At 75.1% G+C, this 24,276-nt stretch carries 21 protein-coding genes; 7 read left to right on the top strand and 14 right to left on the bottom strand.

Annotated features, from left to right (window positions below):
• Positions 1–3 precede the first annotated feature (3 nt).
• Entirely contained in the window at positions 4–1,119 is a 1,116-nt protein-coding gene (locus tag ACGF07_RS13100) for a FecCD family ABC transporter permease (RefSeq protein WP_392898010.1), read from the top strand.
• Entirely contained in the window at positions 1,116–1,907 is a 792-nt protein-coding gene (locus ACGF07_RS13095; protein ID WP_350745038.1) for an ABC transporter ATP-binding protein, read from the top strand. The genes ACGF07_RS13100 and ACGF07_RS13095 overlap by 4 nt, the downstream gene beginning before the upstream one ends.
• On the opposite strand, the gene ACGF07_RS13090 is transcribed toward ACGF07_RS13095, so the two are convergent.
• The 5 genes from ACGF07_RS13090 to ACGF07_RS13070 all read right to left on the bottom strand — a co-directional run bounded on the left by ACGF07_RS13090 (position 1,904) and on the right by ACGF07_RS13070 (position 6,912).
• The gene (locus ACGF07_RS13090; RefSeq protein ID WP_392898007.1) at positions 1,904–2,041 is read right to left on the bottom strand and encodes a hypothetical protein; all 138 of its coding nucleotides are present in this window, start codon (positions 2,039–2,041) and stop codon (positions 1,904–1,906) included. The two genes, ACGF07_RS13095 and ACGF07_RS13090, sit on opposite strands and share 4 nt — an antisense overlap.
• A gap of 215 nt (positions 2,042–2,256) precedes the next feature.
• The gene (locus ACGF07_RS13085; RefSeq protein ID WP_392898004.1) at positions 2,257–3,312 is read right to left on the bottom strand and encodes an L-tyrosine/L-tryptophan isonitrile synthase family protein; all 1,056 of its coding nucleotides are present in this window, start codon (positions 3,310–3,312) and stop codon (positions 2,257–2,259) included.
• 144 nt (positions 3,313–3,456) lie between these two features.
• Complete coding sequence (locus ACGF07_RS13080; protein WP_392898001.1) at positions 3,457–4,800, bottom strand: cytochrome P450; 1,344 nt, start codon at positions 4,798–4,800, stop codon at positions 3,457–3,459.
• On the bottom strand, positions 4,797–6,215 hold the full coding sequence (locus ACGF07_RS13075; protein WP_392897998.1) for an MFS transporter: 1,419 nt from the start codon (positions 6,213–6,215) through the stop codon (positions 4,797–4,799). Before ACGF07_RS13075 ends, ACGF07_RS13080 begins: the two co-directional genes overlap by 4 nt.
• A gap of 133 nt (positions 6,216–6,348) precedes the next feature.
• Positions 6,349–6,912 carry a sigma-70 family RNA polymerase sigma factor gene (locus ACGF07_RS13070; RefSeq protein WP_350745031.1) on the bottom strand — a complete coding sequence of 188 codons (564 nt, stop codon included), beginning with the start codon at positions 6,910–6,912 and terminating at the stop codon, positions 6,349–6,351.
• A 106-nt stretch (positions 6,913–7,018) separates the two neighbouring features.
• Here ACGF07_RS13070 and ACGF07_RS13065 point away from each other — a divergent pair, with 106 nt between their 5' ends.
• On the top strand, positions 7,019–7,303 hold the full coding sequence (locus ACGF07_RS13065; RefSeq protein ID WP_392897995.1) for a zf-HC2 domain-containing protein: 285 nt from the start codon (positions 7,019–7,021) through the stop codon (positions 7,301–7,303).
• A 369-nt stretch (positions 7,304–7,672) separates the two neighbouring features.
• On the opposite strand, the gene ACGF07_RS13060 is transcribed toward ACGF07_RS13065, so the two are convergent.
• Entirely contained in the window at positions 7,673–8,611 is a 939-nt protein-coding gene (locus ACGF07_RS13060; RefSeq protein ID WP_392897993.1) for a hypothetical protein, read from the bottom strand.
• A 300-nt stretch (positions 8,612–8,911) separates the two neighbouring features.
• On the opposite strand from ACGF07_RS13060, the gene ACGF07_RS13055 reads away from it, so the two are divergent.
• From ACGF07_RS13055 to ACGF07_RS13045, 3 genes are all read left to right on the top strand, one after another.
• On the top strand, positions 8,912–10,213 hold the full coding sequence (locus ACGF07_RS13055) for a cytochrome P450 (protein WP_392897991.1): 1,302 nt from the start codon (positions 8,912–8,914) through the stop codon (positions 10,211–10,213).
• A 241-nt stretch (positions 10,214–10,454) separates the two neighbouring features.
• Positions 10,455–11,903: a CoA transferase gene (locus tag ACGF07_RS13050; RefSeq protein ID WP_392897988.1), complete on the top strand. Its 1,449-nt coding sequence runs from the start codon at positions 10,455–10,457 to the stop codon at positions 11,901–11,903.
• A gap of 137 nt (positions 11,904–12,040) precedes the next feature.
• Positions 12,041–12,679, top strand: a complete 639-nt coding sequence (locus ACGF07_RS13045) for a DUF6461 domain-containing protein (protein ID WP_392897986.1) — start codon at positions 12,041–12,043, stop codon at positions 12,677–12,679.
• A 91-nt stretch (positions 12,680–12,770) separates the two neighbouring features.
• On the opposite strand, the gene ACGF07_RS13040 is transcribed toward ACGF07_RS13045, so the two are convergent.
• Entirely contained in the window at positions 12,771–13,370 is a 600-nt protein-coding gene (locus ACGF07_RS13040) for an HdeD family acid-resistance protein (protein ID WP_350736288.1), read from the bottom strand.
• A 238-nt stretch (positions 13,371–13,608) separates the two neighbouring features.
• Here ACGF07_RS13040 and ACGF07_RS13035 point away from each other — a divergent pair, with 238 nt between their 5' ends.
• Positions 13,609–15,447, top strand: coding sequence for an NAD-binding protein (locus tag ACGF07_RS13035; RefSeq protein ID WP_392897983.1), 1,839 nt, complete (start codon positions 13,609–13,611; stop codon positions 15,445–15,447).
• 43 nt (positions 15,448–15,490) lie between these two features.
• On the opposite strand, the gene ACGF07_RS13030 is transcribed toward ACGF07_RS13035, so the two are convergent.
• From ACGF07_RS13030 to ACGF07_RS13000, 7 genes are all read right to left on the bottom strand, one after another.
• Positions 15,491–16,276: an enoyl-CoA hydratase gene (locus ACGF07_RS13030; protein ID WP_392897980.1), complete on the bottom strand. Its 786-nt coding sequence runs from the start codon at positions 16,274–16,276 to the stop codon at positions 15,491–15,493.
• Between the two features lie 240 nt (positions 16,277–16,516).
• Positions 16,517–17,581, bottom strand: coding sequence for an enoyl-CoA hydratase/isomerase family protein (locus ACGF07_RS13025; RefSeq protein ID WP_392897977.1), 1,065 nt, complete (start codon positions 17,579–17,581; stop codon positions 16,517–16,519).
• A 326-nt stretch (positions 17,582–17,907) separates the two neighbouring features.
• Positions 17,908–19,131: a fumarylacetoacetase gene (fahA, locus tag ACGF07_RS13020; protein ID WP_350736301.1), complete on the bottom strand. Its 1,224-nt coding sequence runs from the start codon at positions 19,129–19,131 to the stop codon at positions 17,908–17,910.
• Complete coding sequence (locus ACGF07_RS13015) at positions 19,128–20,030, bottom strand: hypothetical protein (RefSeq protein ID WP_392897974.1); 903 nt, start codon at positions 20,028–20,030, stop codon at positions 19,128–19,130. The genes fahA and ACGF07_RS13015 overlap by 4 nt, the downstream gene beginning before the upstream one ends.
• A complete protein-coding gene (locus ACGF07_RS13010; RefSeq protein WP_392897971.1) occupies positions 20,027–21,229 on the bottom strand; it encodes a homogentisate 1,2-dioxygenase in 1,203 nt (400 codons plus the stop codon). The genes ACGF07_RS13015 and ACGF07_RS13010 overlap by 4 nt, the downstream gene beginning before the upstream one ends.
• A 56-nt stretch (positions 21,230–21,285) precedes the next feature.
• Complete coding sequence (gene hppD / locus ACGF07_RS13005) at positions 21,286–22,500, bottom strand: 4-hydroxyphenylpyruvate dioxygenase (RefSeq protein WP_392897969.1); 1,215 nt, start codon at positions 22,498–22,500, stop codon at positions 21,286–21,288.
• A gap of 240 nt (positions 22,501–22,740) precedes the next feature.
• Positions 22,741–24,060 (bottom strand): phosphoribosyltransferase family protein, encoded by a 1,320-nt coding sequence (locus ACGF07_RS13000; protein ID WP_392897966.1) that lies wholly within the window; start codon positions 24,058–24,060, stop codon positions 22,741–22,743.
• Between the last annotated feature and the right edge of the window lie 216 nt (positions 24,061–24,276).

The raw sequence follows: 24,276 nt of genomic DNA, 5'->3' as shown, positions 1-24,276 counted from the left end.
ACGGTGACTCCGGCCCCGTCCGCCGGTACCGCGGCTGCCACTGGCACCGCCGCCGCCGCTGCCGCCCCGCGCCCGGCCCGCACCCTGCGGGCCGGGCCGCTGGCCGCCGTGCTGACCGTCGCCCTGCTGCTCGCGCTGACCGCCGCCGTCTCGCTCGGCTCGGTGGACATCCCGCCCGGCGACGTCTGGTCCGTGGTCGCCCACCACCTCACCGGACGGGCCCCCGGCCCGGGCACCCACGACCTCATCGTGTGGCGGCTGCGGGTGCCACGCGCCCTGTTGGCCGCCGTGGTGGGCGCCGGGCTCGGCCTGGTCGGCACCGCCGTACAGGCCCTGGTCCGCAACCCGCTCGCCGACCCCTACCTGCTCGGCATCTCCTCCGGGGCCTCCCTCGGGGCGGTCGCCACCATCGTCCTCGGCACCGCCCTCGGCGTCGAACTCTCCTTCGGCAGCGCGCTCGGCCTCACCGTCTCCCTGGCGGCGTTCGCCGGCGCGCTCGCCGCCTTCTCCCTGGTCTGGCTGATGGCCCGGCGCGGCGGAGGGTTCTCCCCGCTGCGGTTGGTCCTGGCGGGCATCGGCATCGCCCAGTTCCTCGGCGGCATCACCAGCTACCTCGTCCTGCAGACCCGCGACGAACAGCAGACCCGGGGCGTGCTGTTCTGGCTCATGGGCAGCCTCGGCGGTGCCGTCTGGGCCCAACTCGCGGTCCCGGCGGTGGCGGTGGCCGCCGGTCTGGCGCTCCTCCAGGCCCGCGCCCGGGGACTCAACGCGATGCTGATGGGCGACGAGACCGCCGCCGGACTCGGCGTGGACGTCACCCGGCTGCGCCGCGAGGTGTTCGTCGTCACCAGCGTCCTCACCGGCGTGCTGGTCGCCGTCTCCGGCGCGATCGGCTTCGTCGGGCTCATGGTGCCGCACGTCTGCCGGCTGCTCGTCGGAGGCGACCACCGGCGGCTGCTACCGCTCTCCGCGCTCACCGGTGCCGTGCTGCTGGTCGTCGTCGACACCGTGGCCCGCACCGCCCTGGACGGCCAGGAACTTCCGATCGGCGTCGTCACCGCGGTGCTGGGCGCGCCCACCCTGCTCTACCTGCTGGACCGACGACTGGAGCGCAGTTGAGGATCGCCATCGAGGACCTGAGCGTCGCCCTCGCCGGCCGGACGGTGCTGGCCGGGGTCCACCTGGTCGCCGCGGAAGGCGAGATCGCCGGGCTGGTCGGGCCCAACGGCAGCGGCAAGTCCAGCCTGCTGCGCACCGTCTACCGGCACCTGCGGCCGAGCGTCGGCCGGGTGCTGCTGGCCGGGCGCGACCTCGCCGCCCTGCGGCCCGCGCAGTCCGCCCGGCACATCGGCGCGCTGCCCCAGGAGCGCGGCGGCGACTTCGAGCTGAGCGTGCGCGAGGTGGTCGCGATGGGCCGCACCCCGTACAAGCGGGCCTTCGCGGCCGACGACGCCGAGGACCACCGGATCACCGCCGAGGCGCTGGCCCGGGTCGGCATGGCCGAGGCCGCGGACCGCCGGTTCGCCCAACTCTCCGGCGGCGAACGGCAGCGGGTGCTGCTCGCCCGTGCGCTCGCCCAGCAGCCGGACGTCCTGGTCCTGGACGAGCCGACCAACCACCTGGACGTCCGGCACCAGGTCGAACTCCTCGCCCTGCTCCGGGAGCAGCGCCGCACCACCCTGGTCGCGCTGCACGACCTCAACGCCGCGGCCTCGGTCTGCGACCGGCTGCACGTCCTGCACCGGGGCACCCTGGTGGCGTCCGGGCCACCGCGCGAGGTGCTGACCGCCGACCTGCTGGCCGAGGTCTTCGGCGTCCGGGCCGCCGTGGTCGAGCACCCGCTCACCGGCGATCCGCTGATCGCCTTCGACCACCGCAGCCCTGCGGACGCCGTCGCGCCGGGCTAGACGAGCAGTTCCGAGGTCGGCTGGGTCTGCGGGTTCTGCTCCGGACGTGGAGGAAGGGTGTCCGGCACCGGGTTGTGACGACCGAAGAGCTGGACACCCTCCTGACGGCACTCCACGTGCCGATCGGTGATCACCTGCCCCGAGCACCGTGGTTGGGCCGCCCACCGCGGCTGACGGACTCCGAACTACTTTGCCTCGCTGTGGCCCAGGCCCTGCTCGGGTTCCACTCCGAAGCGCGCTGGATCCGCTCCCGCCCGTGCCCATCTGCGCGGGATGCTTCCCCACCTGCCCGACCGGCCCGGCTACCGGGGCCCGAAACTGCACCCACGACCACGGCCCGACATCGGAACTACTCGTCCAGGGCCCGGTCCGGAGACGGGCTCCAGCGACTCCCGCCGCTCTGCGGCCTCCCGTGGCCGTCGCTCTCGTAGTGGCTCGGCCGGCCCTCGCGCAGGACCAGCCGGCCGAGCCGCGCCGCCTCCTCGTTGCGTCGCAACTCCCACGTCCCGTCCGGACGGTGGAGCACCGCCGAGTGCCAGGGCGTCATCCAGGCGTCGGCCGCCGCCAGCAGCCGGATGCCGAACTTCGGCGCCCCGGCCGGCTGCGGGTGGATGGACAGCCGGACCGCCCGCGGGTGCTGCTCGGCGATCAACTCGCCCCAGGCGCGGCTGCGCTGGATCACCCCGTACGCGCGGCGACGGCACTCCCGCTGGAGGGCCGACCTGGTGCCCGGGAAGTCGGCGGTGTCCTCGGTGAGGAAGCGGGTGATGCCCCGGTAGAGCCGCAGCGTCTCCTCCTCGGTCAGGACCTGCTCGCGCAACTCCTCGACACCGGGCGCGTACCGCTCGTGCACCAGGGCACGCTTCTCGTCGTACGGCAGGTCGCCGAGCACCGCCCGCAGGTCGAAGGTGGCGAGGTGGCGCAGCCCCTCGCGTTCGATCATCGCGGTCAACGCGTCCGAGTACTCGTCGATGTGCTCGTCGGAGACGTTGATCAGGTCGCCGAAGACGTGCCCGTCCGAGCAGATCAGGATCCGCGCGCCGGGCGGGTGGATCCGGCCTATCCGGGCGCACAGGTCGTCCAGGAAGGTCAGCGACAGCCGTTCGCCCTCGTCGGGCAGGTGGCCCAGCACCTTCGCCGGGTTCGGCGACTTGCACGGGAACCCCGGCAGGGTGAACACGATCGGCTCGCCGGCGTCGATGATGTCGGCCAACTGGGCGAGCTGGAAGGGGAAGTGTTCGGGCCGGGCGTCGAGATCCGGATCGGAGGCGCGGCGGTGCGGCAGCAGCAGGCTCAGGACGCGGGCGGCGAGCTGGGCCGTCGACCGCTGCTCGGCGGTGCGGGTGACGGCGGGGGTGGTGCCGGCGGTGCTGCTGCCGGCGGGGGCGGTGCCGACGAGCGGCATGATCGGTTCTCCTCCACGGATTGGGGCGGACGGGCGGGTGGGCGTACGGGCGTGGGGCGGGCAGAGCCGGCTGCGTGAGGCCGGCGGGGGGCTGCCCGGTTCGCGGGCGTGGGCGCAGGCGCCGGGTACTCGGACGCCGGGTACTCAGACGCGCCGGTCGTAGGCGACCGGCAGCCGGTTGACCCCGCGGGCCAGGACGGCGGGGATCCAGGCGAGTTCGTCCAGGCCGTCCCCGGCCGTGTCGGCGGGGCGCAGCCCGGGCAGCCGGCTGAGCAGGGTGGCGACGGCGACCTGGAGTTCGGCCCTGGCCAGGGCCGCGCCCGGGCAGTAGTGGATGCCGTGGCCGAAGGCCAGGTGGGCGTTGGGGGTGCGGTCGAGGTCGAGGCTGTCGGCCTCGGGGAACTGCAGTCCGTCGCGGTTCGCGGCGCAGAGCGAGACGATCACCGAGTCGCCGGCGGGGACGCGGGTGCCGAACAGGTCGCTGTCCTCGGCGAAGAACCGCCAGGTGGTGAGCTCGAACGCGGCGTCGTGGCGCAGCAGTTCCTCCACCGCGCGGGCGAGCCGGCCGGGTTCGTCGAGGCTCCCGCGCAGTGCGGCGAGCTGCTCGGGGTGGCGCAGCAGGGTGATCAGCATGGTGGTGATCTGGTTGGTGACCGGCTCCTGCCCGGCGACCAGCAGCTGGAACACCATCGAGTCGAGCTCCTCGCGGCTCAGCCCGCCCTCGTCGTGGGCCGCGACCAGCCGGCCGAGCAGGTCCTCGTCCTCCGCCCAGCCGGGGGCCCGGGAGTCGGCGCGCTTGCGCTGCACGACGTCGGCGATGTACGTCTGCAGGCCGCGAAGCCGCGCCTCGTACGCGGGCCGGCCCGGGTCCTGCGGCCCGACGGGCTGCACCACCTTGCCCCAGTCGCGGTCGAACCGGCTCGCCAGGTCCTCGGGCAGGCCGATGACTTCGGCCAGCACCCGGAACGGGTAGTGGGCCGCGAAGCCCGCTACCAGGTCGGCGCCGCCGGTGGCGGGCAGCCCGTCGACCAGGGCGTCCGCGAGCTCCCGCAGCCGCGGGCGCAGCGCCTCCACCCGGCGCGGGGCGAAGGCGTCCAGGACCAGCCGGCGCATCGCGGTGTGCTCGGGCGGGTCCTGGTGCAGCAGGTGGACCTGGAGCTGGGAGTGCTGCGGCTCGGGCATGATCGACGCCAGCCGGCGCCAGTTCTCGTTGCCCAGGCGGTGGTTCTTGCCCAGGCGGGGGTCGTTGAGGGTCGCGTGGGCGGCCCGGTAGCCGGTGACCAGCCAGGCGTGGATGCCGCTGGGGAACTCCACCCGGTGCACCGGCCCGGTCTCGCGCAGCCGGCGGTAGAGCGGGTACGGGTCGCTCTTGTAGGCCGGGCCGTACAGCGGGACGGGCCCGGGGGCGTCGCGGTCGTGCCCGTACGGGCAGCGCGGTGCCTCGGGGGAGGGCCCGGTCGTGGCCGGGTCGTGGACGGTGTCGGTCATGGGTGGACTTCCTCCGGTGGTGCGGATACGGGTGCTGCCGCCGCGGTCTGCGGGCGTCGGTGCAGCGCGAGCAGGAGCACGGCGGTGGCGGCGACCGCGGCGGCGAGGGCGATGCCCGAACGGGTGCCCGTGGTGGCGCGGTCGCCCGCCAGGGCCGCGGCGGTGGCCAGGGCCGGGCCGAGGGCGAAGCCGAGGCTGCGGGCGAGTTGGACGGTGGAGCCGGCGGTGGCCAGTTTCGCGGGCGGGGAGGCGGACATCACGAGCGCCTGGGTGGGGCCGCCGTTGAGCCCCATCCCGGCACCGGCGACGGCGAGCCGCGCGGCGATGCCGGGCGCGGACCAGTCGGCGCCCACCGGGACGAGCAGCGCCAGTCCGACCGTGGTGACGGCGGCGCCGGTGAGGGCCGTCGGCCGGGCACCCCAGCGGTCGGCCAGGCGGCCGCCGAGCCGACCGGCCAGCACCATCCCGAGCGGGAAGGCCAGCATGGTCAGTGCGGTGGTGGTGGCGCTCTCACCCAGCGGCCCGCGCAGGTGCTGCACCAGCAGGTACTGGCAGGCCGCGAAACCGGCGGCGAGCGCGAGCACCGAGGCGTTCACCCCGGCGGTCCCGGCTGCCCGCAGCACCTCGGCCACCGGCCGTCCGCCGGGGCGGCGCAGCCACAGCAGCGCCAGGGGTACGGCGGGCAGCGCCAGCAGCAGCCACTGCGGGGCCCGCGGCGCCAGGGTGAGGGCGAGCAGGACGGCGGCCACCGCGGCGCCGATCAGGGTGGCGTCCCCGAGCGACCTGCGGTCCGGCGGGCGGAGTCCTCCGCGCCGCGGGGCGTCCCGCCGCACGATCAGGACGGCCGCCAGGCAGACCGGCAGCTTGACCAGGAAGACCGCCCGCCAGCCGAGGTGGTCCAGTAGCAGGCCGCCGACCACCGGACCGGTGACGGCGCCGAGCGGGCCGAGCGTCGCGGGCACGCTCATCGCCCGTCCGCGCAGCTCGGGCCGGACGGACGTCGCCGCCAGGACCGGCATCAGGACGAACAGCACCGCTCCGAAGGCGCCTTGCAGCAGCCGCGCCGCGATCAGCCACCCCGCCCACGGGGCGAGCGCGGCCAGCACGCTGCAGCCGGCGAAGCAGCCGACCGCGAGCAGCAGCGCGGACCGGGTGCCGACCTGGTCCAGCCACCGCCCGGCGGGCAGGAGCAGGGCCACGAGGGGGAGTTGGTAACCGAGGACGGCCCACTGGGCGACCCCGGGGGAGACGTGCAGGCCGGCGGATATGTCGGTGAGCGCCAGGTTGACCACGTTCATGTCGAGCATCGCGACGAACGAGAGCAGCCCGGCGGCCACGACCAGGCTCCACCGGTCGGCCTGCTCGGACTGATCCGTCGTCAGATCGGCCGTAGTGGATGGTGGTTGTGCCGACATGGAGTCCTCCGTTCCCCCGCTGCTGGACCGGGCACCGCCTCGGCGGCGGGGTCCAATACAGCAGTCGGGGGCGCGGGGGCTCCGGTTCCGAACACTTGGGGGAATTTTTCACGGAGGGGGTGAGGGGCGCTGCTCAGCAGGCTGCCGCGAGCTCCCCGGCCTCGGCCGCCCGCAGCCGGGCGACCAGTTCCTCGCGGGCCCGGGCCACTCGGGAGCGGACGGTGCCGACCGGGCAACCCGCGACCTCGGCCGCCTCGGCGTAGCTCAGCCCGACCACCTGGGTCAGCACGAAGGCCTCCCGGCGCTGCGCCGGCACCCGGTCGAGCAGGTCCCCGAGGGCGATCCCGTCCTCGAAGCCCGCCGTCCGGCTGTCCCCCTGCCGCTCCGCCGCCTCCTGCCAGTCCGGCAGCGCCGCGCAGCGCGGCCGGGCGGCGGCCGTCCGGTACCGGTCGATCACCGTGCGCCGGGCGATGGACAGCAGCCAGGTGCGGGCGGAGGAGCGCCCGGCGAAGGCGGGCAGGCTGCGCAGTGCCCGCAGGAAGGTCTCCTGGGCGAGGTCGTCCGCGGACTGGACGTCCGTCAGGTGGGCGACGAAGCGCCACACGTCCCGCTGGGTCGCGCGGACGAAGGCCTCGACGTCCGCCGCGCGGCCGGAGCGGGCGGTCAGCGCGAGCGCGGTGAGCTGGTCGTCATCCACGACGGCCTCCCGCGCGAGTCCCCGTCCGGGCCGCTGCCCGGGCCTCCGTCCGGGCCCGTGACCGGGCCCCCGTCCCGGAGTGACGACCGTGCGGGACGATGGGCATATGAGATGCGCGCAATTCCGTACCGCTCTGTCCGCCCGGCTGGACGGTGAGCCGAGCGGCCTGTCGGACACCCGGCTGGACAAGCACCTCGCGCGCTGCACCGGCTGCCGGGAGTGGCTGGAGCGCGCCGAACGGCTGCGCGGTCGGGTGCGGACGAGCGCCGCCGAGGGGCCGTCGCCGGAGTGGTCGGCCGGGCTGCTGGCCGGGCTGGGGAAGCAAGGCCCGTTCGCTCGCGCTCCGCAGGGGCCGCAGGATGCGGGGCTCGCGGGGGGCGTGGAGCGGTAGGACGGTGGCGCCGGCCAGAGCCGGTGCGCCGTCGAAGTGAGGCATGGCAGGGTCCCGAGAAGAAGGCGGGAGCGGCGAAGCCGCGCAGGGCGGTGCCGCAGGCGTCCAGGGGCGTTCGCGTGGCACGGCGCGCCCCGCGCGGGAGGCGTCGGCGAACGCGGGCCCGAGCCCCGACGGCGCGGTGCGCCCGCCCCACGGCGGCGCAGCGGCACGAGGCGCTGCGGCGGTGGGCCGGGCGGTGCGGCACGGCGGGGCGACCTGCCCGCCACGGGAGTCCCGGCAACGGCCGGGATCGGCTGGGGTCGGCCGGGATCGGCCGGTCAGCCGGGAATCGACCGGAACCGGTCGAGGGTCAGCGCGGCGGGCGCGTCAGCAGGCGAGACCGAACGCCGGCGGCCCGCGCCGGACGAGGGCATGGCTGAGCAGCGCCGACCGGGGCAGCCGGACCGGTCGGTCGGCGGGCCGGGGCGGCGTCGGCGGACGGTACCCGAAGGGGCCGGCGAACAGGGCCAGCAGCGGGAGCAGCAGCGCCCCCGCGACCACGCCCCCGAGCGCGCCGAGCAGCTCGAAGAGCCGCACCAGGGCCACGTCGCCGCGCCAGAGCAGCAGCGCACAGGCCAGCGCCGCCAGCACGTGGGCGACGGCCATCCCCGGCGACATGCCGTGGGCCATTCCGTGGGCCATGCCGTCGGACACGCCCCCGGGGAGTCCGTGGGCCACGCCGTCGGGCACCCCGCCGGACGCCCCCGCGGGCATCGCGTGCGACATGCCGGGCATGTCCATGGTTCCGGACATGACCGTCATCCCGGACACACCCGTGTCCGCGGCCGTTCCGTCGGCCGCGCCGGCCGCCGCCCCGTAGCCGTGGTGCATCCCCGCCATCGGCGGCAGAGCGCCGGTCGTCGGCGGGGCGTCCGGGTCGAGCCCGGCCATCCTCGCCAGCTCGACGGGGGAGAGTCCGCCCGGCACCCGGGCCGGGTTGCAGAGCAGCAGGGCCGTCCAGTCCGTGCCGGAGAGCCGGCCGAGGGCACCGCTCCCGCGGCCGGACGACCCGGCCTGCTCGAACAGCAGGTGCAGCGCGCTCTGCGCCACGACCATCCAGGCGCTGATCACCCGGAGCCCGCGCCGCTGCCCGGCCAGCAGCCAGGTCAGCCCGAGGACCGCCGCGAGCGCGCCGAGCAGCACGGCCGGCGAGACCCCGGCCCCGCCCATGGCGACGTGCGCCGTGGCGGCCATCGCCACGCACAGCGCGGCGAAGACCGCGGCGCGCAGCAGGCGGATCCGGTCGGTCATCACGATGGCACTCATCGTCGCACCCGCCCTGTCGGCCTCGGACCGCACCCTCCGGTATTGGCCGGTTCCGTCGCGTGAGACCATGCCCGACCCCTCGGCGGCGGCCCGGCGGACCGGGCCCTCGGCGGCGGCCCTGCCGGGTCGGGCAGCGGCCTCCCGCGACGGCGGGTGAGCCGATCAACCGCTCATACCACCCTTCGGCGGCTCGGTCGATGCGGCTTGACAGCACACACCCCGTGCTCACTAACTGTGCACACGTCGCCACGCCATGTGCGTCCCGGGCGGCGCCCAACGGACCGACGCAGGAGGCACCTGATGAACACCCCGGCGGAGACTTCCCCCTCGACCTCCGCCGACCCCGCGGTGCCCAACCCCGCAGCGTCCGGCTCGGCGGGCTCCGGTCCCGACCTCGCCGACCCCCGCTTCTGGCAGCTGCCCGCCGCCGTGCGGTCCGCCGCCTTCGCCGAGCTGCGCCGCCGGCCCGCTCCGGCGTACTTCGGCGAACGCGCCACCGGCCGGGGCTTCCACGCGCTCGTGCGGCACGCCGACGTGGTCGAGGCCAGCCGCACCCCCGCCGTCTTCCTCTCCGGCCCCGGCGTGACCACCCCCGAGCCGGCCCGCTGGGTACGGGTGCTCTTCGGCGACTCGATGGTCAACCTGGACGCGCCCCGCCACGCGCAGCTGCGCCGGATCGTCTCGCAGGCCTTCACCCCGAGGCTGCTCGGCCGGGTCGAGGAGGACGTCCACCGGATCGCCACCGCCCTGGTGGACGAGGTCGAGCGGAGCCGGCCCGAGGACTTCGTCGGCGCGGTCGCCGCCCAGCTCCCGTTCCAGGTGATCTGCACCATGATGGGCATCCCCGAGGAGCCGCGCCGGGCCATCCTCGCGCTGGTCGACCGCAGCTCCGCGGACATCGGAGTGGCCCGCCCGCGCCGCCGGCTCCGGGTCCCCGGCCGCGGGCTGGCGGCGCTCGCCCGGATGCAGGGCATCGTCGCCGGGATCGGTCGAGAGCGCCGCCGCCGGCCGGCCGAGGACCTGATCTCCGCACTGGTCACCGCCGACGTCGACGGCCGGCGGCTGACCGGCCGAGAGCTCGGCGCCTTCTTCACCCTGCTGCTGGTCGCCGGGGTGGAGACCACCCGCAACGCGCTGTCCCACGGCCTGCACCTGCTGACCGCGCACCCCGAGCAGCGTGCCCTGCTCCTCGGCGACCTGGACGGACGGCTCGACGGCGCGGTGGACGAGATCGTGCGCCACTCCACGCCGATCATCCAGTTCCGCCGCACCCTCGCCATGGACCACGAGCTGGGCGGCCCGGGCGGCCCGCTGCTGCGGGCCGGGGAGAAGGTCGCGCTCTACTACGGCTCGGCCAACCGCGACGAGACGGTCTTCCCCGACCCGGACGCCTTCGACATCACCCGCAGCCCCAACCCCCACCTCGGCTTCGGCGGGGGCGGACCGCACTACTGCCTCGGCGCCCACCTGGCCCGACAGGAGATGGCGGTGCTGCTGCGCGAGCTGTACACCCGGCTGCCCGCGGTCCGGTCCGTCGGAGAGCCGGACCTCGTCCCGTCCAGCTTCGACCACCGGATCCGCTCGCTGCGCTTCACCTTCTGAGCCCCGGCCCCGGGACCCGGTCCGCACGGCCCCGGGCAGGTTCCGAACCCCGGTGCGGCTTCGAGCCCCTGCCGCGCGGGCAGTCCGGATCCGTGCCGAGGTGCGCCCACCCGGCACACGGAGACGGTGACCCGGTGGCGGGCAGCGAGCCGCCCACCGACCGCCCACCGACCGCCTCGTGCCGGGGGCCTGGTGGCGGGCGTCACGGCGGGGGACCGGGAAGCGGAGCAGAATGCGGGACATGACCGATCGTCCGATGCCGTCCGAGCACGCGTCCGCGTCCGAGCCCGCACCCGAGACCGGCTCCGTTCCCGCCGGCGAGCCCGAGCCCACCGACCGCCCGACCGCCGACGCCTGGGCCGCGCTCGGCGGACCGGCCGAGCTCCTGGCGCGCGTGGGCTTCCACGGCCCGCAGGACGTCCTGCCCTCGGGACTGCCGGTGCGCCGGCTCGCCCGGGCGACGGTGGCCGCCTGCTCGCTGGCCGCCGCCGAGCTGGCCGCGTACCGCTCCGGCGGGTCCGTCCCGGCCGTCCGGGTGGACGAGGGGGCCGTCGCCACCGCGTTCGTCAGCGAGCGGCACCTGACCGTCGGCGGCCGCGCACCCGTCAACTTCGCCCCGCACTCGGGGTTCTGGCGGACCGCCGACGGCTGGGTCCGCACCCACGCGAACTATCCGCACCACCGCGCCCGGCTGCTCGCCGCCCTCGACCTCGACCCGGAGGCCGGGCCCGAGCAGCTCGCCGCGGTGCTCGGCAAGCTCCCGGCCGAGCAGGTGCAGGAGCGCGCGTACGCAGCGGGGGCGCTCGCCGTGGCGGTCGCGCCGGTGAGTGCGACCGTGCACCCCCTGGTGGAGTCCCGGGATTCCGGCATCGCGACCGCCCGTCCCCTCGGGGCGGCCCCGGTGGACCGGCCCGCCGCCGGCGTCCGGGTGCTCGACCTCACCCGGGTCATCGCCGGACCGGTCGCCACCCGCACCCTCGCCCTGCTCGGCGCCGACGTCCTGCGGATCGACTCGCCCCGGCTGCCCGAGGCCGACGACGCCCACGCGGACACCGGCTTCGGCAAGCGCTCCACCTGCCTCGACCTGGCCGAGCCCGGGGACCGCGCCGTCTTCGAGGGCCTGCTCGCCACCGCCGACGTCGTCGTCACCGCCTACCGCCCCGGCGCCCTCGACGCCCACGGCCTCGCCCCGGACGCCCTGCTCGCCCGCCGGCCCGACCTGATCGTCCCCCAGCTCTGCGCCTGGGGCTGGTCCGGGCCCTGGTCCGGCCGCCGGGGCTTCGACAGCCTGGTCCAGGCCGGTGTCGGCATCGCCGCCCACGAGGCGGGACCCGACGGCCACCCGGGCGTCCTGCCCGCCCAGGCCCTCGACCACGGCACCGGCTACCTGATCGCCGCCGCCGTCCTGCGCGCCCTCACCGACCAGCGGACCCGCCGCCCCGGCGGCCGCCACCTGCGCTTCTCCCTGGCCGGCACCGCCTCGTGGCTGCTGCACGGCATCGAGCCGGACGCGCCCGCCGGGGCGCGGCACGGCGCCGAACCCTACGACCCGTCACGCTGGCTCGCCGAGACCGACTCGGCGTACGGCCGGCTGCGGCACGCCCTGCCGCCCATCGGCTACGAAGGCGGCCCCGCCGACTGGGCCCGTCCGCCCGGGCGCTGGGGGACCGACGCGCCGGCGTGGCACTGACGATCGGGCGAGCCCTCGGGCGAGCTCCCGGGTGAGCGACGGGTCCGGTGCTCGGGAGAGCCGCCCGGAATTTCCCCCGGAACAGCCGTCCGGGGGTGCGGCGGGGGCTGTCGGTGGCCTGTGGCAGCATCCTGCGCATGACCGCCGCACACGCCGCCGACTACACCTGGTTCGACAAGCGCTACCCCGCCCTGGGCGAGGCCTACTGCCTCACCCAGGTCGAGGGCATCGACGCGAGCGAACTGCTCCGCCGCTTCGACGCCCTGACCGGCCGGGAGGTCACCGGGCTCGACGCGGTGCTCGCCGCCTGGGAGGCCTTCGAGGACGGGGAGGACGAGGAGGCCGAGGAGCTGTTCGACGCGGACGAGGAGCGCATCCTCGTCGCCGTCACCGAACTCGACGGCTGGGCCCTCGCGGTCGAGCCGTACGGCTACCTCGGCAGCCTGAACGAGGTCGTCCCCCGGCTCGCCGAGGGCACCCGGCTGGTCTCGCACTTCCGGAACGTCAACGCGGTGGACCACTTCCACTGGTGGGAGCAGGGCACCTGCCGGCTGGACTTCGAGCCGCTCTTCTCCGGCGAGCGGCACGGCACGGACGCCGAAGCGCCGGGCACCGCGGAACTGCTGACGGCCTGCGGCTTCGAACTGGACGGGGAGAACGGCGACCTGCACACCGAGGCCGCGTTCGCCCTCGCCGAGCGGCTGACGGACGTCCGGCTCGGCCCGGACCGGCTGGAGGCCGCCACCTTCCGGCTCGGCTACGCGCCCCGGCCGTGACGGCGGGGCGGCAGCGGGGGTGCCGCGTCCGGTAGCCGGCGAGGTGAGCCCGGCCGGTCGCGGCGGCCCGGCCGGGCGCGGGCCCGGCCGGTCAGGCCCCCGACGGGAGCTGCTTGGCGTGGGCGTGCACCCGGATGGCCGTCGCGATCTCGACCACGCCGAGGATCAGCAGCCAGCACCCGGCCAGCACGGTCAGTGCGGTGATCGAGCCGACCGGCCAGACCATCAGCAGCACACCGGCCAGGGTGTTGGCCGCTCCCGCGAAGGCCTGCCAGCCCCGGGCGGGCATCAGCGGGTCGGAGACCGCGGCGGCGAACTGCGTGATGCCGCGGAACAGCCAGCCGATGCCGATCCAGAGCGCGAGCAGCAGCAGTGACTGCGCAGCGCTCCGGAAGCAGAGCAGCCCGAGGAGCACGCAGATCGCGCCGCTGATGAAGGCCAGCACCCGCATGGCCGTGGACACGTGGGTGCCGAACGCGGCGACCAGCTGGACGATGCCGATGACCAGCAGGTACAGGCCGAACAGCACGCCCACCACCAGCAGCGTCTCCCGGGGCCAGACGAAGACCACGATCCCGAGGGCGAGCGAGGCGACGCCGGCGGCCAGGAGGACCTGCCAGGCGGCCTTGGCGAGCGTTCCGAGCGGGCCCTGGACCGGGGAGCCGTCGGGAGTGATGGTCGGAGGTGCCACGGTGGAGTACTCCTCGAGGGGGCGGAGGCGGACAGCGGGCTGGGGCCGGGAGCGGGCCGGGGGAGCGGCGCACGGCCGGGAGGACGGGACGGGCTCGGAACGGGCTCGGAACGGAGAACGAACCCCAGCCTGGTCGCCGCGCCCCCGGCCCGCCCGCCGGGCACGGCCGTTCGAATGACGTCCGGCAGTCGCCGGAACGCCACCCGCCGGTCACCGGCCGGCGATAGCATCCGTCGGTATGACGTCTGAAGGGTGGGGGACCCCTCCGGTCGAGCCGATCAGCCAGCACTACATCGTCTGCGGGGGCAACGCGCTGGCGCACCGGCTGGTCCTGGAACTCGTCGACCACTACGAGGTCCCGGTCGTCGTCCTGGTCACCGACCGGACCCGCGACCACGCGCCGCAGATCGAACAACTCCCCGGCGTCGCCGCCGTGGTGGAGTACCCCAGCGTCACCGACGAGGCGCTGCGCGCGGTCTCCGCCGGCACCGCCCGGGGGCTCGCCCTGGTCGAGGGCAGCGATCAGGAGAACATCCACGCCGCGCTCAGCGCCCAGAACCACAACCCGGACATCCGGATCGTGTTCCGGATGTTCAACCAGCGCCTCGGTGAGAACATCCAGCGGTTCCTCAGGAACGGCGCCGCGCTGTCCGGCTCCGCCACCGCTGCCCCGGCCTTCGCCGCCGCCGCGCTCGGTCGGCCCAACTCCGTCGAGGTCGACGGGCGTTACCTGCACATCGCCTTCGACGACGCCATCACCTCCGACCGGATCTGCATGGTCGCCGACCGGATCGACCGGCAGGACCTCGGCAGGATCCGGCTGCTGCCCGAGGAGGACGGCGGCTCGGCCGAGTTCGTCCGCCTCGCCAGCGAGTTCGGCGACGACGGACCGGTCCTGCCCGGTCGGGCACGCCGCGAGCCGGTGCCACCCGCCGGGCCCGAGGAACCGCCGGGCGGCAGGGCCGCGCTGCAGGCGCTGCCCGTCGAACCACGGGAGCCGATCAGCTGGGTGCGGCGGCTGCGCTGGCGGGTGCTCGACGCCCTGCGCTTCTTCACCAGTGCCCGGCTGCGGCTGGTGCTGCTCACGGCGCTCGCCGCCGTCCTGATGTCCTTCGGCGTGCTCTGGTACCTCAACCGGGACTTCGGTTGGACGGTCTACACCTCGCTGCTCGACCTGGCCGGCGCCGCCCAGCCCGACCAGCGGGCCGACGTCGCCGCCGGCACGGGGACGGGCGGCCTCTGGCAGCGGGTCGCCCAGGTGGTCATCACCATCTGCGGGATCACCTTCGCGCCGGTGGCCACCGCCATCGCGGTGGAGGTGCTCGGCTCGGGGCGGCGCGGGCTGCCCCGCAACCCCGGTGCGGGCACCCGGGACCACGTGATCGTCGTCGGGCTCGGCAACGTCGGCACCCGTGTCGCGACCCAACTGCACGAACTGGGCGTGCCGGTGGTCTGCATGGAGCGGGACCCGCAGGCCCGCGGCATCGCCGCCGTCCGGGCGCTCGGCATCCCGGTGGTGCTCGGCGACGGGCCGTTCGAGGAACAGCTGCGGCGCGCCCGGCTGAGGCACAGCCGGGCCGTGGTCGCGGTCAGCGGCGACGACGCCACCAACCTGGAGGCGGCGCTGGAGGCGCGGCACGGCAATCCCGAGGTGCGGGTGGTGATGCGGCTGTTCGACGACGACTTCGCCGCCCACGTCTACCGGACGCTGGACAACGCGGCCTCCCGGTCGGTCTCCTACCTGGCCGCGCCCGCCTTCGCCGCGGCCCTGATGGGCAGTGAGGTGCGCGGCACGCTCTCGGTGTTCCGGCACGTGCTGCTGATCGCCGACCTGACGGTGGAGGACGGCAGCGGGCTGATCGGCCTGAACCGGCACGACCTGGAGGACCCGGGCGGCGTCCGGGTGATCGCGGTCCGCCCGGCGCGGACCGGCCACCTGCAGTGGAACGTCCCGGACCGCACCCGGCGGCTGGCCCCGGGCGACCGGATCGTGGTCGCCGCCACCCGCAGCGGGCTGGCGCGGCTCACCACCGTGCTGGTCGAGGACGGCGGGGAACAGGTGACGGCGAACGGCTGACCAGGCCGTCCCAGCCGCCAGCCGTCACCTGGGCCGCCGGTCCTCAGCGGTTCTCGAACTTCGGCGCCCGCTTCTCGGCGAAGGCCGCCATGCCCTCCTTCTGGTCCGCCGTGGCGAAGGCGGCGTGGAAGAGCCGGCGTTCGAAGCGGACGCCCTCGGCGAGGGTGGTCTCGAAGGCGCGGTTGACGCTCTCCTTCATCATGATCGCCGCCGGGGTGGACATCGCCGCGACGGCCTCGGCGGTGGCCAGGGCCTCGTCGAGCAGTTGATCGGCCGGGACGATCCGGGAGACCAGGCCGGCCCGCTCGGCCTCCTCGGCGCCCATCATCCGGCCGGTCAGGCACAGCTCCATGGCCTTCGCCTTGCCGACCGCCCGGGTCAGCCGCTGCGAGCCGCCGATGCCCGGGATCACGCCGAGCTTGATCTCCGGCTGCCCGAACTTCGCGGTGTCCGCGGCCAGCAGGATGTCGCACAGCATCGCCAGCTCGCAGCCGCCGCCCAGGGCGAATCCGGCCACCGCCGCGACGACCGGCTTGCGCAGCCGGCCGAGCCGGTCCCAGGGGCCCAGCCAGTCGTCCAGGTACACGTCGGGGAACCGGTTGCCCTGCATCTCCTTGATGTCGGCGCCGGCGGCGAAGGCCTTCTCGGAGCCGGTGATCACCAGACACCCGATCTCCGGGTCCCGGTCGAACGCCGTGGCGGCCGCCACGACCTCGTTCATCAGCCGGGTGTTCAGCGCGTTGAGCGCCTTCGGCCGGTTCAGGGTGATCAGCCCCACCCGGCCCTTGCGGTCGACCAGGATCGTCTCGTAGGTCTCGGTCTCGGTCATCGCCGTTGACTCCCTTTCCGCTGCTCGGCGCCGCGCGGGCGCACTGACCACCCAACGATCTACGACGCGCCCCGGATCGCGCCAGTCTTGGCATGCGAGACGCCGGTCACGAGTGGTGGAGCGGGCGGGAACCGGCGGGAACCCGGCGGGTCCCGATCGGGCCCGATCGGTCGGGGTCGGCCCGGGTTGGTATCGCCCCGGGTCGGGTTCGCCCCGGGTCGGGTTCGGCCCGGGTCGGGGTCAGCCCAGGCCCAGTTCGTCGCCCTCGCGCGGGGCGAGGAAGCGGGCGACGTCCGCCTCCGCCACCTCGGCGAGCGTGCGCGGCGACCAGTGCGGATCGCGGTCCTTGTCGACGACCTGGGCGCGGATGCCCTCGACCAGGTCGGGGCCCTCCAGGGCGGCGCAGGAGACGCGGTACTCCTGGTCGAGCACGGCCCTCAGCGAGGGCAGCGCACGGGCCCGGCGCAGCGCGGCCAGGGTGACCTTGACGGCGGTCGGGGAGTTGCCGAGGACCAGTTCGCAGGCCTCCTTCGCCTCCGGGACCCCGGAGTCGAGCAGGCGCTCGACGATCTCCTCGACGGTGTCGGCCGCGTAGCAGGCGTCGATCCACTCGCGGTGGGCGCCGAGCGCGGACGGCGGCGCGGGCTCGGCGTGGGCGGCGACGGTGGCGGCCGGATCGGTGCTGCGGGCCAGGGCGGCGAGCAGCTCGGGGATGCGCGCGGACGGCACGAAGTGGTCGGCGAAGCCGCACAGCAGGGCGTCGCCGGGGCCCATCGAGGCCGAGGTGAGCCCGAGGTGGGTGCCCGACTCGCCCGGGGCGCGGGCGAGCAGCCGGCTGCCGCCGACGTCCGGGACGAGCCCGATCCGCGTCTCGGGCATGGCGACGACGGAGCGCTCGGTGACGATCCGCACCGCGCCGTGGGCGGACAGGCCGACGCCGCCGCCCATGGTGATGCCGCCCATCACCGCGACGTAGGGCTTGGGGTACTCCGCGATCAGCGCGTTCAGCCGGTACTCGTCGCGGAAGAAGGCGCGGGTGCCGGCCCCGCCGGCGGTCACGTCCCGGTGCATCGCGCGCAGGTCGGCGCCGGCGCAGAGACCGCGCTCGCCGGAGCCGGTCAGGACGACGGCGCGGACCCGGTCGTCGGCGGCCCACTCGTCCAGGGTCGCGCGCAGGGCGGTGACCATGCCGTGGGTCAGCGCGTTGAGCGCCCGCGGGCGGTTGAGCACGAGCCGTCCGAGCCCGCCGCCGGTACCGCCGTCGCCGTCCAGGAAGGCCTGGACCTCCGCCGTCTCCGCGCTCATCGGCTCCGCTCCCGTGCCCCGATCGATGTGGACTCCGCCGTCCACCGTACCGGGAGGGGTGGGGGCGCCGTGATCACCGGGGTGTCCCGGGCCGGCCCGGCCGGACGCGCGGGGCCGGGTCGGCGACGAGGGCCGGGTCGTCGGCGGTGGCGCCGTCGCGGGCCCGCTGGGACATGTCCTGGACGGCCGCGGCGAAGGGGCCGGCCAGGGCGTCGGGGCGGGCGTCGGGCGGCAGCTCGCGCTGACGGCCGGCAGGTTCCGTCGCGCGGAGCCTGCCGGCCGTCGTCCGCCGTCCGTCATCCGTCAGCTGTCACCGGCCGCCGTCCTCAGCCGCTGACCCGGCCCGAGACCTCGCCGAAGCCGACCACCGTGCCGTCCGGTCCCGGGGCCGTCGCCGTGATGGCGACCTCGTCGCCGTCCTCCAGGAAGGTCCGGGTCGTGCCGTCCGGCAGCTTGATCGGCTCCTCGCCGTTCCAGGTCAGCTCGATCAGTGCGCCGCGGGTGTCCGGCTCCGGTCCGCTGACCGTGCCCGAGGCGAACAGGTCGCCGGTGCGCAGCGAGGCTCCGTTGACGGTCATGTGGGTCAGCTGCTGCTGGGCCGTCCAGTACATCGCGGCGAAGGGCGGCCGGGAGACCAGGTGCCCGTTCAGCCGGACCTCCAACGCCAGGTCCAGGCCCCACGGTTCGCCGCCCCGGTCGTCCAGGTACGGCAGCGGCTCGACGTCGCGCGCCGGCGGCGCGACCCGGGCGTGCTCGAGGGCGTCCAGCGGCACGATCCACGGCGAGACCGACGTGGCGAAGGACTTGCCCAGGAAGGGGCCGAGCGGCACGTACTCCCAGGCCTGGATGTCCCGCGCCGACCAGTCGTTGAGCAGGCAGACGCCGAAGACGTGCTCGCGGAAGTCGTCCAGCGGGACGGGCTGCCCCAGCTGCGACGGCGTGCCGACGACGAAGCCGACCTCGGCCTCGATGTCCAGCCGGCGCGACGGCCCGAAGGCCGGCGCGGCGTCGGCGGGTGCCTTGCGCTGCCCGTGCGGGCGCACCACCGGCGTGCCGGAGACCACCACCGTGCCCGCCCGGCCGTGGTAACCGATCGGCAGGTGCTTCCAGTTGGGGGTGAGCGGTTCCGAGCCCGGGCGGAAGATCCGGCCCAGGTTGGTGGCGTGGTGCTCGGAGGCGTAGAAGTCGACGTAGTCCGCGACCTCGAACGGCAGGTGCAAGCCGACCTCGTCCGCCGGCAGCAGCGCGGGCGAGAGCGCCTCGCGGTAGGAGGCGTCCGTCAGCCAGGTGGTCAGGTCGGTGCGCACCCGGGTCCAGGCCGAACGGCCGGCCGCCATCAGCGGATTGAGCGAGTCCGCGTCCAGCAGTGCGGACGGCGCCCCGGCGGCGCGGGCGGCCGCCCCGGCGTCCAGCACGAAGTCCCCGACGCGCACGCCGATCCGGCGCCGCCCGGGCTGGTCGTCGGCGGTGAAGACGCCGTACGGCAGGTTGTGCACGCCGAACGGCGAGTCCTGGGCACTGGCGAGCCAGCTGCTGGGGGTGGTGCTCAACGGTCCTCCTGGGGCAGTCGGTCGGGCGGCGGCAGCAGGCCGAGCGCGGCCAGGTCGGCCAGCGGCTCGGCGATGCTGCAGGTGCCGAACGCGGTGAACGAATTGCGGATCACCGTAACCTGACGGTCGCTCAGTGAACGAACGGCCTTGGCCAGCACCTCGCCGTCGCGCTCCGCCAGCACCGCGGCCGCGGCCGCCCGCTCCGTCTCCTGGGCGGCCAGCAGCACGTTGAGGAAGCCGTGGTGCTCGAAACCGGTCCCGCGGTCGGTGTGCCGGACGGCGTTGTGCAGCCCGGCCGTGCACTTGTACGGCAGGCCGCGCTGCGCGCAGCCGGTGAGGAAGGCGGCCAGCTCGTCCTCGTCCGGGAACGCCTCCGCGACCAGCCCGCCGGTGCGGAACTTCGCCCGGTACGGGCTGTCGACCAGCACGTCCAGCGCCGCGTCCAGGGCGTCGTCGCGCAGGAGTTCGCGCGGCAGCTCGACGGCGGCCGGCACGTGCGGGGGCAGCAGCCGGTCCAGCTCGGCGACGGCCTCGGCGGCGTCCCGGGTGGCCAGCTCCACGCCGGCCAGTTCGACGCCGGCCGGCTCGAACGGCGCGGTGGCGTCGAGCGCCGGGCCGAGCTCCGCACTGCCCCCCGGCAGTACGAGCCCGACCCTGAGCACCCCGGCACCCGCCGGTCCGCCCGCCGCCCGGTCGCTCGCCGCGGCGGTCAACTCGTCCAGGCGGCCCGCCCCGCACAGGAGCGGGCCGACCGCTTCGGCGTACCAGGCCTCGCGGTGGGCCCGGTGTGCGGGCACGGCCTCGGCGACCGGCAGGTTCCCCGGGGGGAACACCGCCGCGTCGTCGAAGAGCCCGCGGAACAGCTCGGGGACCGCCCCCGGGAAAGCCGGTGCGCTCATCGCCCGGGCCCCCGACCGGCCCAGGTCCAGGCGTAGTCCGCGTCCTCGCTGGCCCGCCCGCCCTCGCCGAGCTCCAGCGGCCGGAAGGTGTCGACCATGACCGCCAGTTCGTCGAAGAACTCCGCGCCGATGCTGCGCTCGTACGCGCCCGGCTGCGGCCCGTGGGTGTGCCCGCCCGGGTGCAGGGAGATCGAGCCCTGGCCGATGCCCGAGCCCTTGCGGGCCGCGTAGTCGCCGCCGCAGTAGAACATGACCTCGTCGCTGTCCACGTTGGCGTGGTAGTACGGCACCGGGATGGACAGCGGGTGGTAGTCCACCTTGCGCGGGACGAAGTTGCAGATCACGAAGTTGTTGCCCTCGAACACCTGGTGGGCCGGCGGCGGCTGGTGGATCCGACCGGTGATCGGCTCGAAGTCCCTGATGTTGAAGGCGTACGGGTACAGGCAGCCGTCCCAGCCGACCACGTCGAAGGGGTGGTGCGGCACCGTGTAGCGGGTGCCCGAGATCCCGTCCGGACCCCGGTGCTTGACCAGCACGTCGACGTCCCCGGGGGTGTCCACCACGAGTGGCCCGACCGGACCGCGGAAGTCCCGCTCGCAGTACGGCGCGTGCTCCAGCAGCTGCCCGTACTTGGAGAGGTAGCGCTTGACCGGGGTGATGTGGCTGTTCGCCTCGATGCAGTAGGCGCGCAGCGGCTCGTCGCCGGAGGGCACCCAGCGGTGGGTGGTGGCCCGCGGGATGATCACGTAGTCGCCCTGGCCGACCTCGATCGAGCCGAAGACCGTCTCGACCGTGCCCGCGCCGGACTCTACGTACACGCACTCGTCGCCGAGCCCGTTGCGGTACAGCTCGCTGGGGGCCCCGGCGGCGACGTACGAGATCCGCACGTCGCCGTTGCCGAGGACCAGCCGGCGGCTGCCCACGACGTCCGCGGACTTCCACTCCTGGTCCGCGAACAGCTCGTGCAGCTTGAGGTGGCGGGGGAGCAGGGGATGGTTGGGCACCGTGGACTGGTCCGGCAGTTCCCAGGGCACCGCGTTGACCACCGCCGAGGGGATGCCCCGGTGGTAGAGCAGCGACGAGTCGGAGGAGAACCCCTCCTCGCCCATCAACTCCTCGTAGTACAGCCCGCCTTCGGGTGTGCGGTGCTGGGTGTGCCGCTTGGGCGGGATGCTGCCCAGCTGCCGGTAGTACGCCATCTCCGTGCTCCTCCTCGCCGTCCGTCAGGGCGTCAGATCGGGTTCGAGCCCGACGCTCACAGGTTGCCGCGGCGGTCCTGCTCGCGCTCGATGGACTCGAAGAGCGCCTTGAAGTTGCCCTTGCCGAAGCCCAGCGAACCGTGCCGCTCGATGAACTCGTAGAAGACCGTCGGGCGGTCGCCGATCGGCTTGGTGAAGATCTGCAGCAGGTAGCCGTCCTCGTCGCGGTCGACCAGGATGCCGCGCTTCTTCAGCTCCTCGATCGGCACCCGGACCTTGCCGATCCGCTCGCGCAGCTCCGGGTCGTCGTAGTAGGCGTCCGGGGTGGAGAGGAACTCCACGCCGCGGGCGCGCAGCACGTCCACGGTGGTGAGGATGTCGTTGGTGGCGAGCGCCATGTGCTGGCAGCCGGGGCCGGCGTAGAACTCCAGGTACTCGTCGATCTGGGACTTCTTCTTGGCGACGGCCGGCTCGTTGAGCGGGAACTTCACCCGGTGGTTGCCGCTGGCGACGACCTTGGACATCAGGGCGGAGTACTCGGTGGCGATGTCGTCGCCGACGAACTCGGCCATGTTCACGAAGCCCATGACCCGGTTGTAGAACCGGACCCACTCGTCCATCCGGCCCAGCTCGACGTTGCCCACGGCGTGGTCGAGGGCCTGGAACAGGCGCTTGGGGGTGCCCTCGGGGTGGGTGACGCTGCTCTGCGCGGTGACGTAGCCCGGCAGGTACGGGCCGTGGTAGCGGGAGCGGTCGATCAGGGTGTGGCGGGTCTCGCCGTAGGTGGCGATGGCCGCGCGGCGGACGGTGCCGTTCTCGTCGGAGACGTCGTTGGGCTCCTCCAGAACGGTGGCGCCGCTCGCCCGGGCGTGCTCGATGCACCGGTCGACGTCCGGGACCTCCAGGGCGAGGTCGACCACGCCGTCGCCGTGGCGGCGGTGGTGGTCCAGCAGCGGGCTGTCCGGCTGGACACCGCCCTTGATCACGAAGCGGCACGAGCCGGAGCGGAGCACGTAGGCCTTGCGGTCGCGACGGCCGGTCTCCGGGCCGGAGTAGGCCACCAGCTCCATACCGAACACGACCTGGTAGAACTGGGCCGTCTGGGTCGCGTTGCCGACCACGAAGACGACCGCGTCCTGGGCGGTGACGGGGAACGGGTCGGTGCTGGCGTCGTGCTCGACGAGGCCGACGAGGCGGCGCAGCTGGTCGGCGTCGAGACCGGCCTCGCGCTCCTCGGGGGTCAACTCAAGGGCCTGGGACTGCGGGGTCATCGCTCGTTCCTCCACTCTGGGCCTCGACGCTGAGGCTTCCGCTGGATCGCGTGGATCGCGGCCGCACGGCGATCGGGTGGGCGGTGCGGCTGGCGCTGAGCTTGCTCCTGTCGGGGTGGTTGGGCAACAGGTCGGCTTTTCACTGCTCAATGTGTACAAGCTGATCAGGAAATCCCGGCCGTGGCTGCGCAAAATGCGCTGCCCCGGCGGGGTGGTCGCCTGAATTCTGCGCAGTCGGCGTCAGGGGCTCCCGGCGGGCGGCAGATGGCGCAGGAACCAGTCCCCGGCCAGCTCGGCGACCCGGTCGAGGGTGCCCGGCTCCTCGAACAGGTGGCTCGCGTGCTCCACCACCACCAGCTCGCTGGCGCAGCGCAGCCCGGCCCTGGCCTGCCGGTTGAGGTCGATCACCACCGTGTCCAGCGCGCCGACCAGCAGCAGCGTCGGTGCGTCCACCCGGCCCAGCACCTGCGGCCCGGCGAGGTCCGGGCGACCGCCCCGGGAGACCACGGCGCGCACCGCCGGGCCGAGGTCGGCGGCGGTGCGCAGCGCGGCGGCGGCGCCGGTGCTGGCACCGAACAGGCCGAGCGGCAGGCCGCGGGTCTGCGGGAGCCCGCCGAGCTGCCCCGCGACGGCGGTCAGCCGCGAGCCCAGCAGGCCGACGTCGAACACCTTGCGCCGGTCCGGCTCCTCGGTCTCGGTGAGCAGGTCGAACAGCAGCGTGCCCAGCCCCGCACGGTTCAGGTGGCGGGCGACGTGCCGGTTGCGCGGGCTGTGGCGCCCGCTGCCGCTGCCGTGGGCGAAGACCACGACGCCGCGCGCCCCGGCCGGGACGGTCAGCCGGCCCGCCAGCCGGACCCCGGCGGCCGGCAGCTCCACCTCGCCGTCGACCCCGGCGGCCTCCGCAGGCCCGTCGCCGCGGGCCTCGGCCAGCAGCCGCAGCACCTCCTCGTCGCCGGTCTGCGAGAAGTCCCGGTAGAACTCGCCGATGGCGTAGAACGGGGACGGCGTGTCGACGCAGACCAGCTCGTCGGCGACCTCGGCCAGGCGGTCCGTCCAGTCCCGGGGCGCCACCGGGACGGCCAGCACCACCCGGGCCGCCCCGCGCGCCCGGACGATCCGGCAGGCGGCCTTGGCGGTGGAGCCGGTGGCGATGCCGTCGTCCACCACGACCACCGTCCGCCCGCGCAGGTCGGCGGGCGGACGGTCGCCCCGGTAGCGGCGAGCCCGGCGTTCCAGCTCGGTCCGCTCCCGCCGCTCCACCGCGGCCAGCTGGTCGTCGGTGACCCCGGCGAGCCGGATGACCTGCTCGTTCAGCACCCGTACGCCGTCCTCGCCGATCGCCCCCATGCCCAGCTCGGGCTGGTACGGCACGCCGAGCTTGCGAATCACGCAGATGTCCAGGGGCGCGCCGAGCGCCCGCGCCACCTCGGCGGCCACCGGCACCCCGCCGCGCGGCAGCGCCACCACGACGGTGTCGGCGCCGCCCGACGGGCCGAGCCGGGCGGCCAGCCGGCGGCCGGCGTCGGTGCGGTCGGTGAAGCGGGTTCCGGTGACGGGCATGACACGGCCTCCGAGTTCCACCGTACGCCGATCCGGTACGCCGCTCCCGGGCGCGCGCGCCGGGGCCGGGACGGACCGACGGCGGTGCCGGGCGGCCTCCCGGGGCCGACCCCGGCCCGCCCCGGGACAGCCGCCGCCGAGGGCCCGGGACGCGCCGGGCGGACGGCCGGGATCGGGACGGGACGGCACCCCCGTGCGACTGGGACACCGGGCCGC

The organism is Kitasatospora sp. NPDC048194 (assembly GCF_043202455.1).
Taxonomy (GTDB): domain Bacteria; phylum Actinomycetota; class Actinomycetes; order Streptomycetales; family Streptomycetaceae; genus Kitasatospora.
This window is presented reverse-complemented; position numbering and strand designations above follow the sequence as displayed.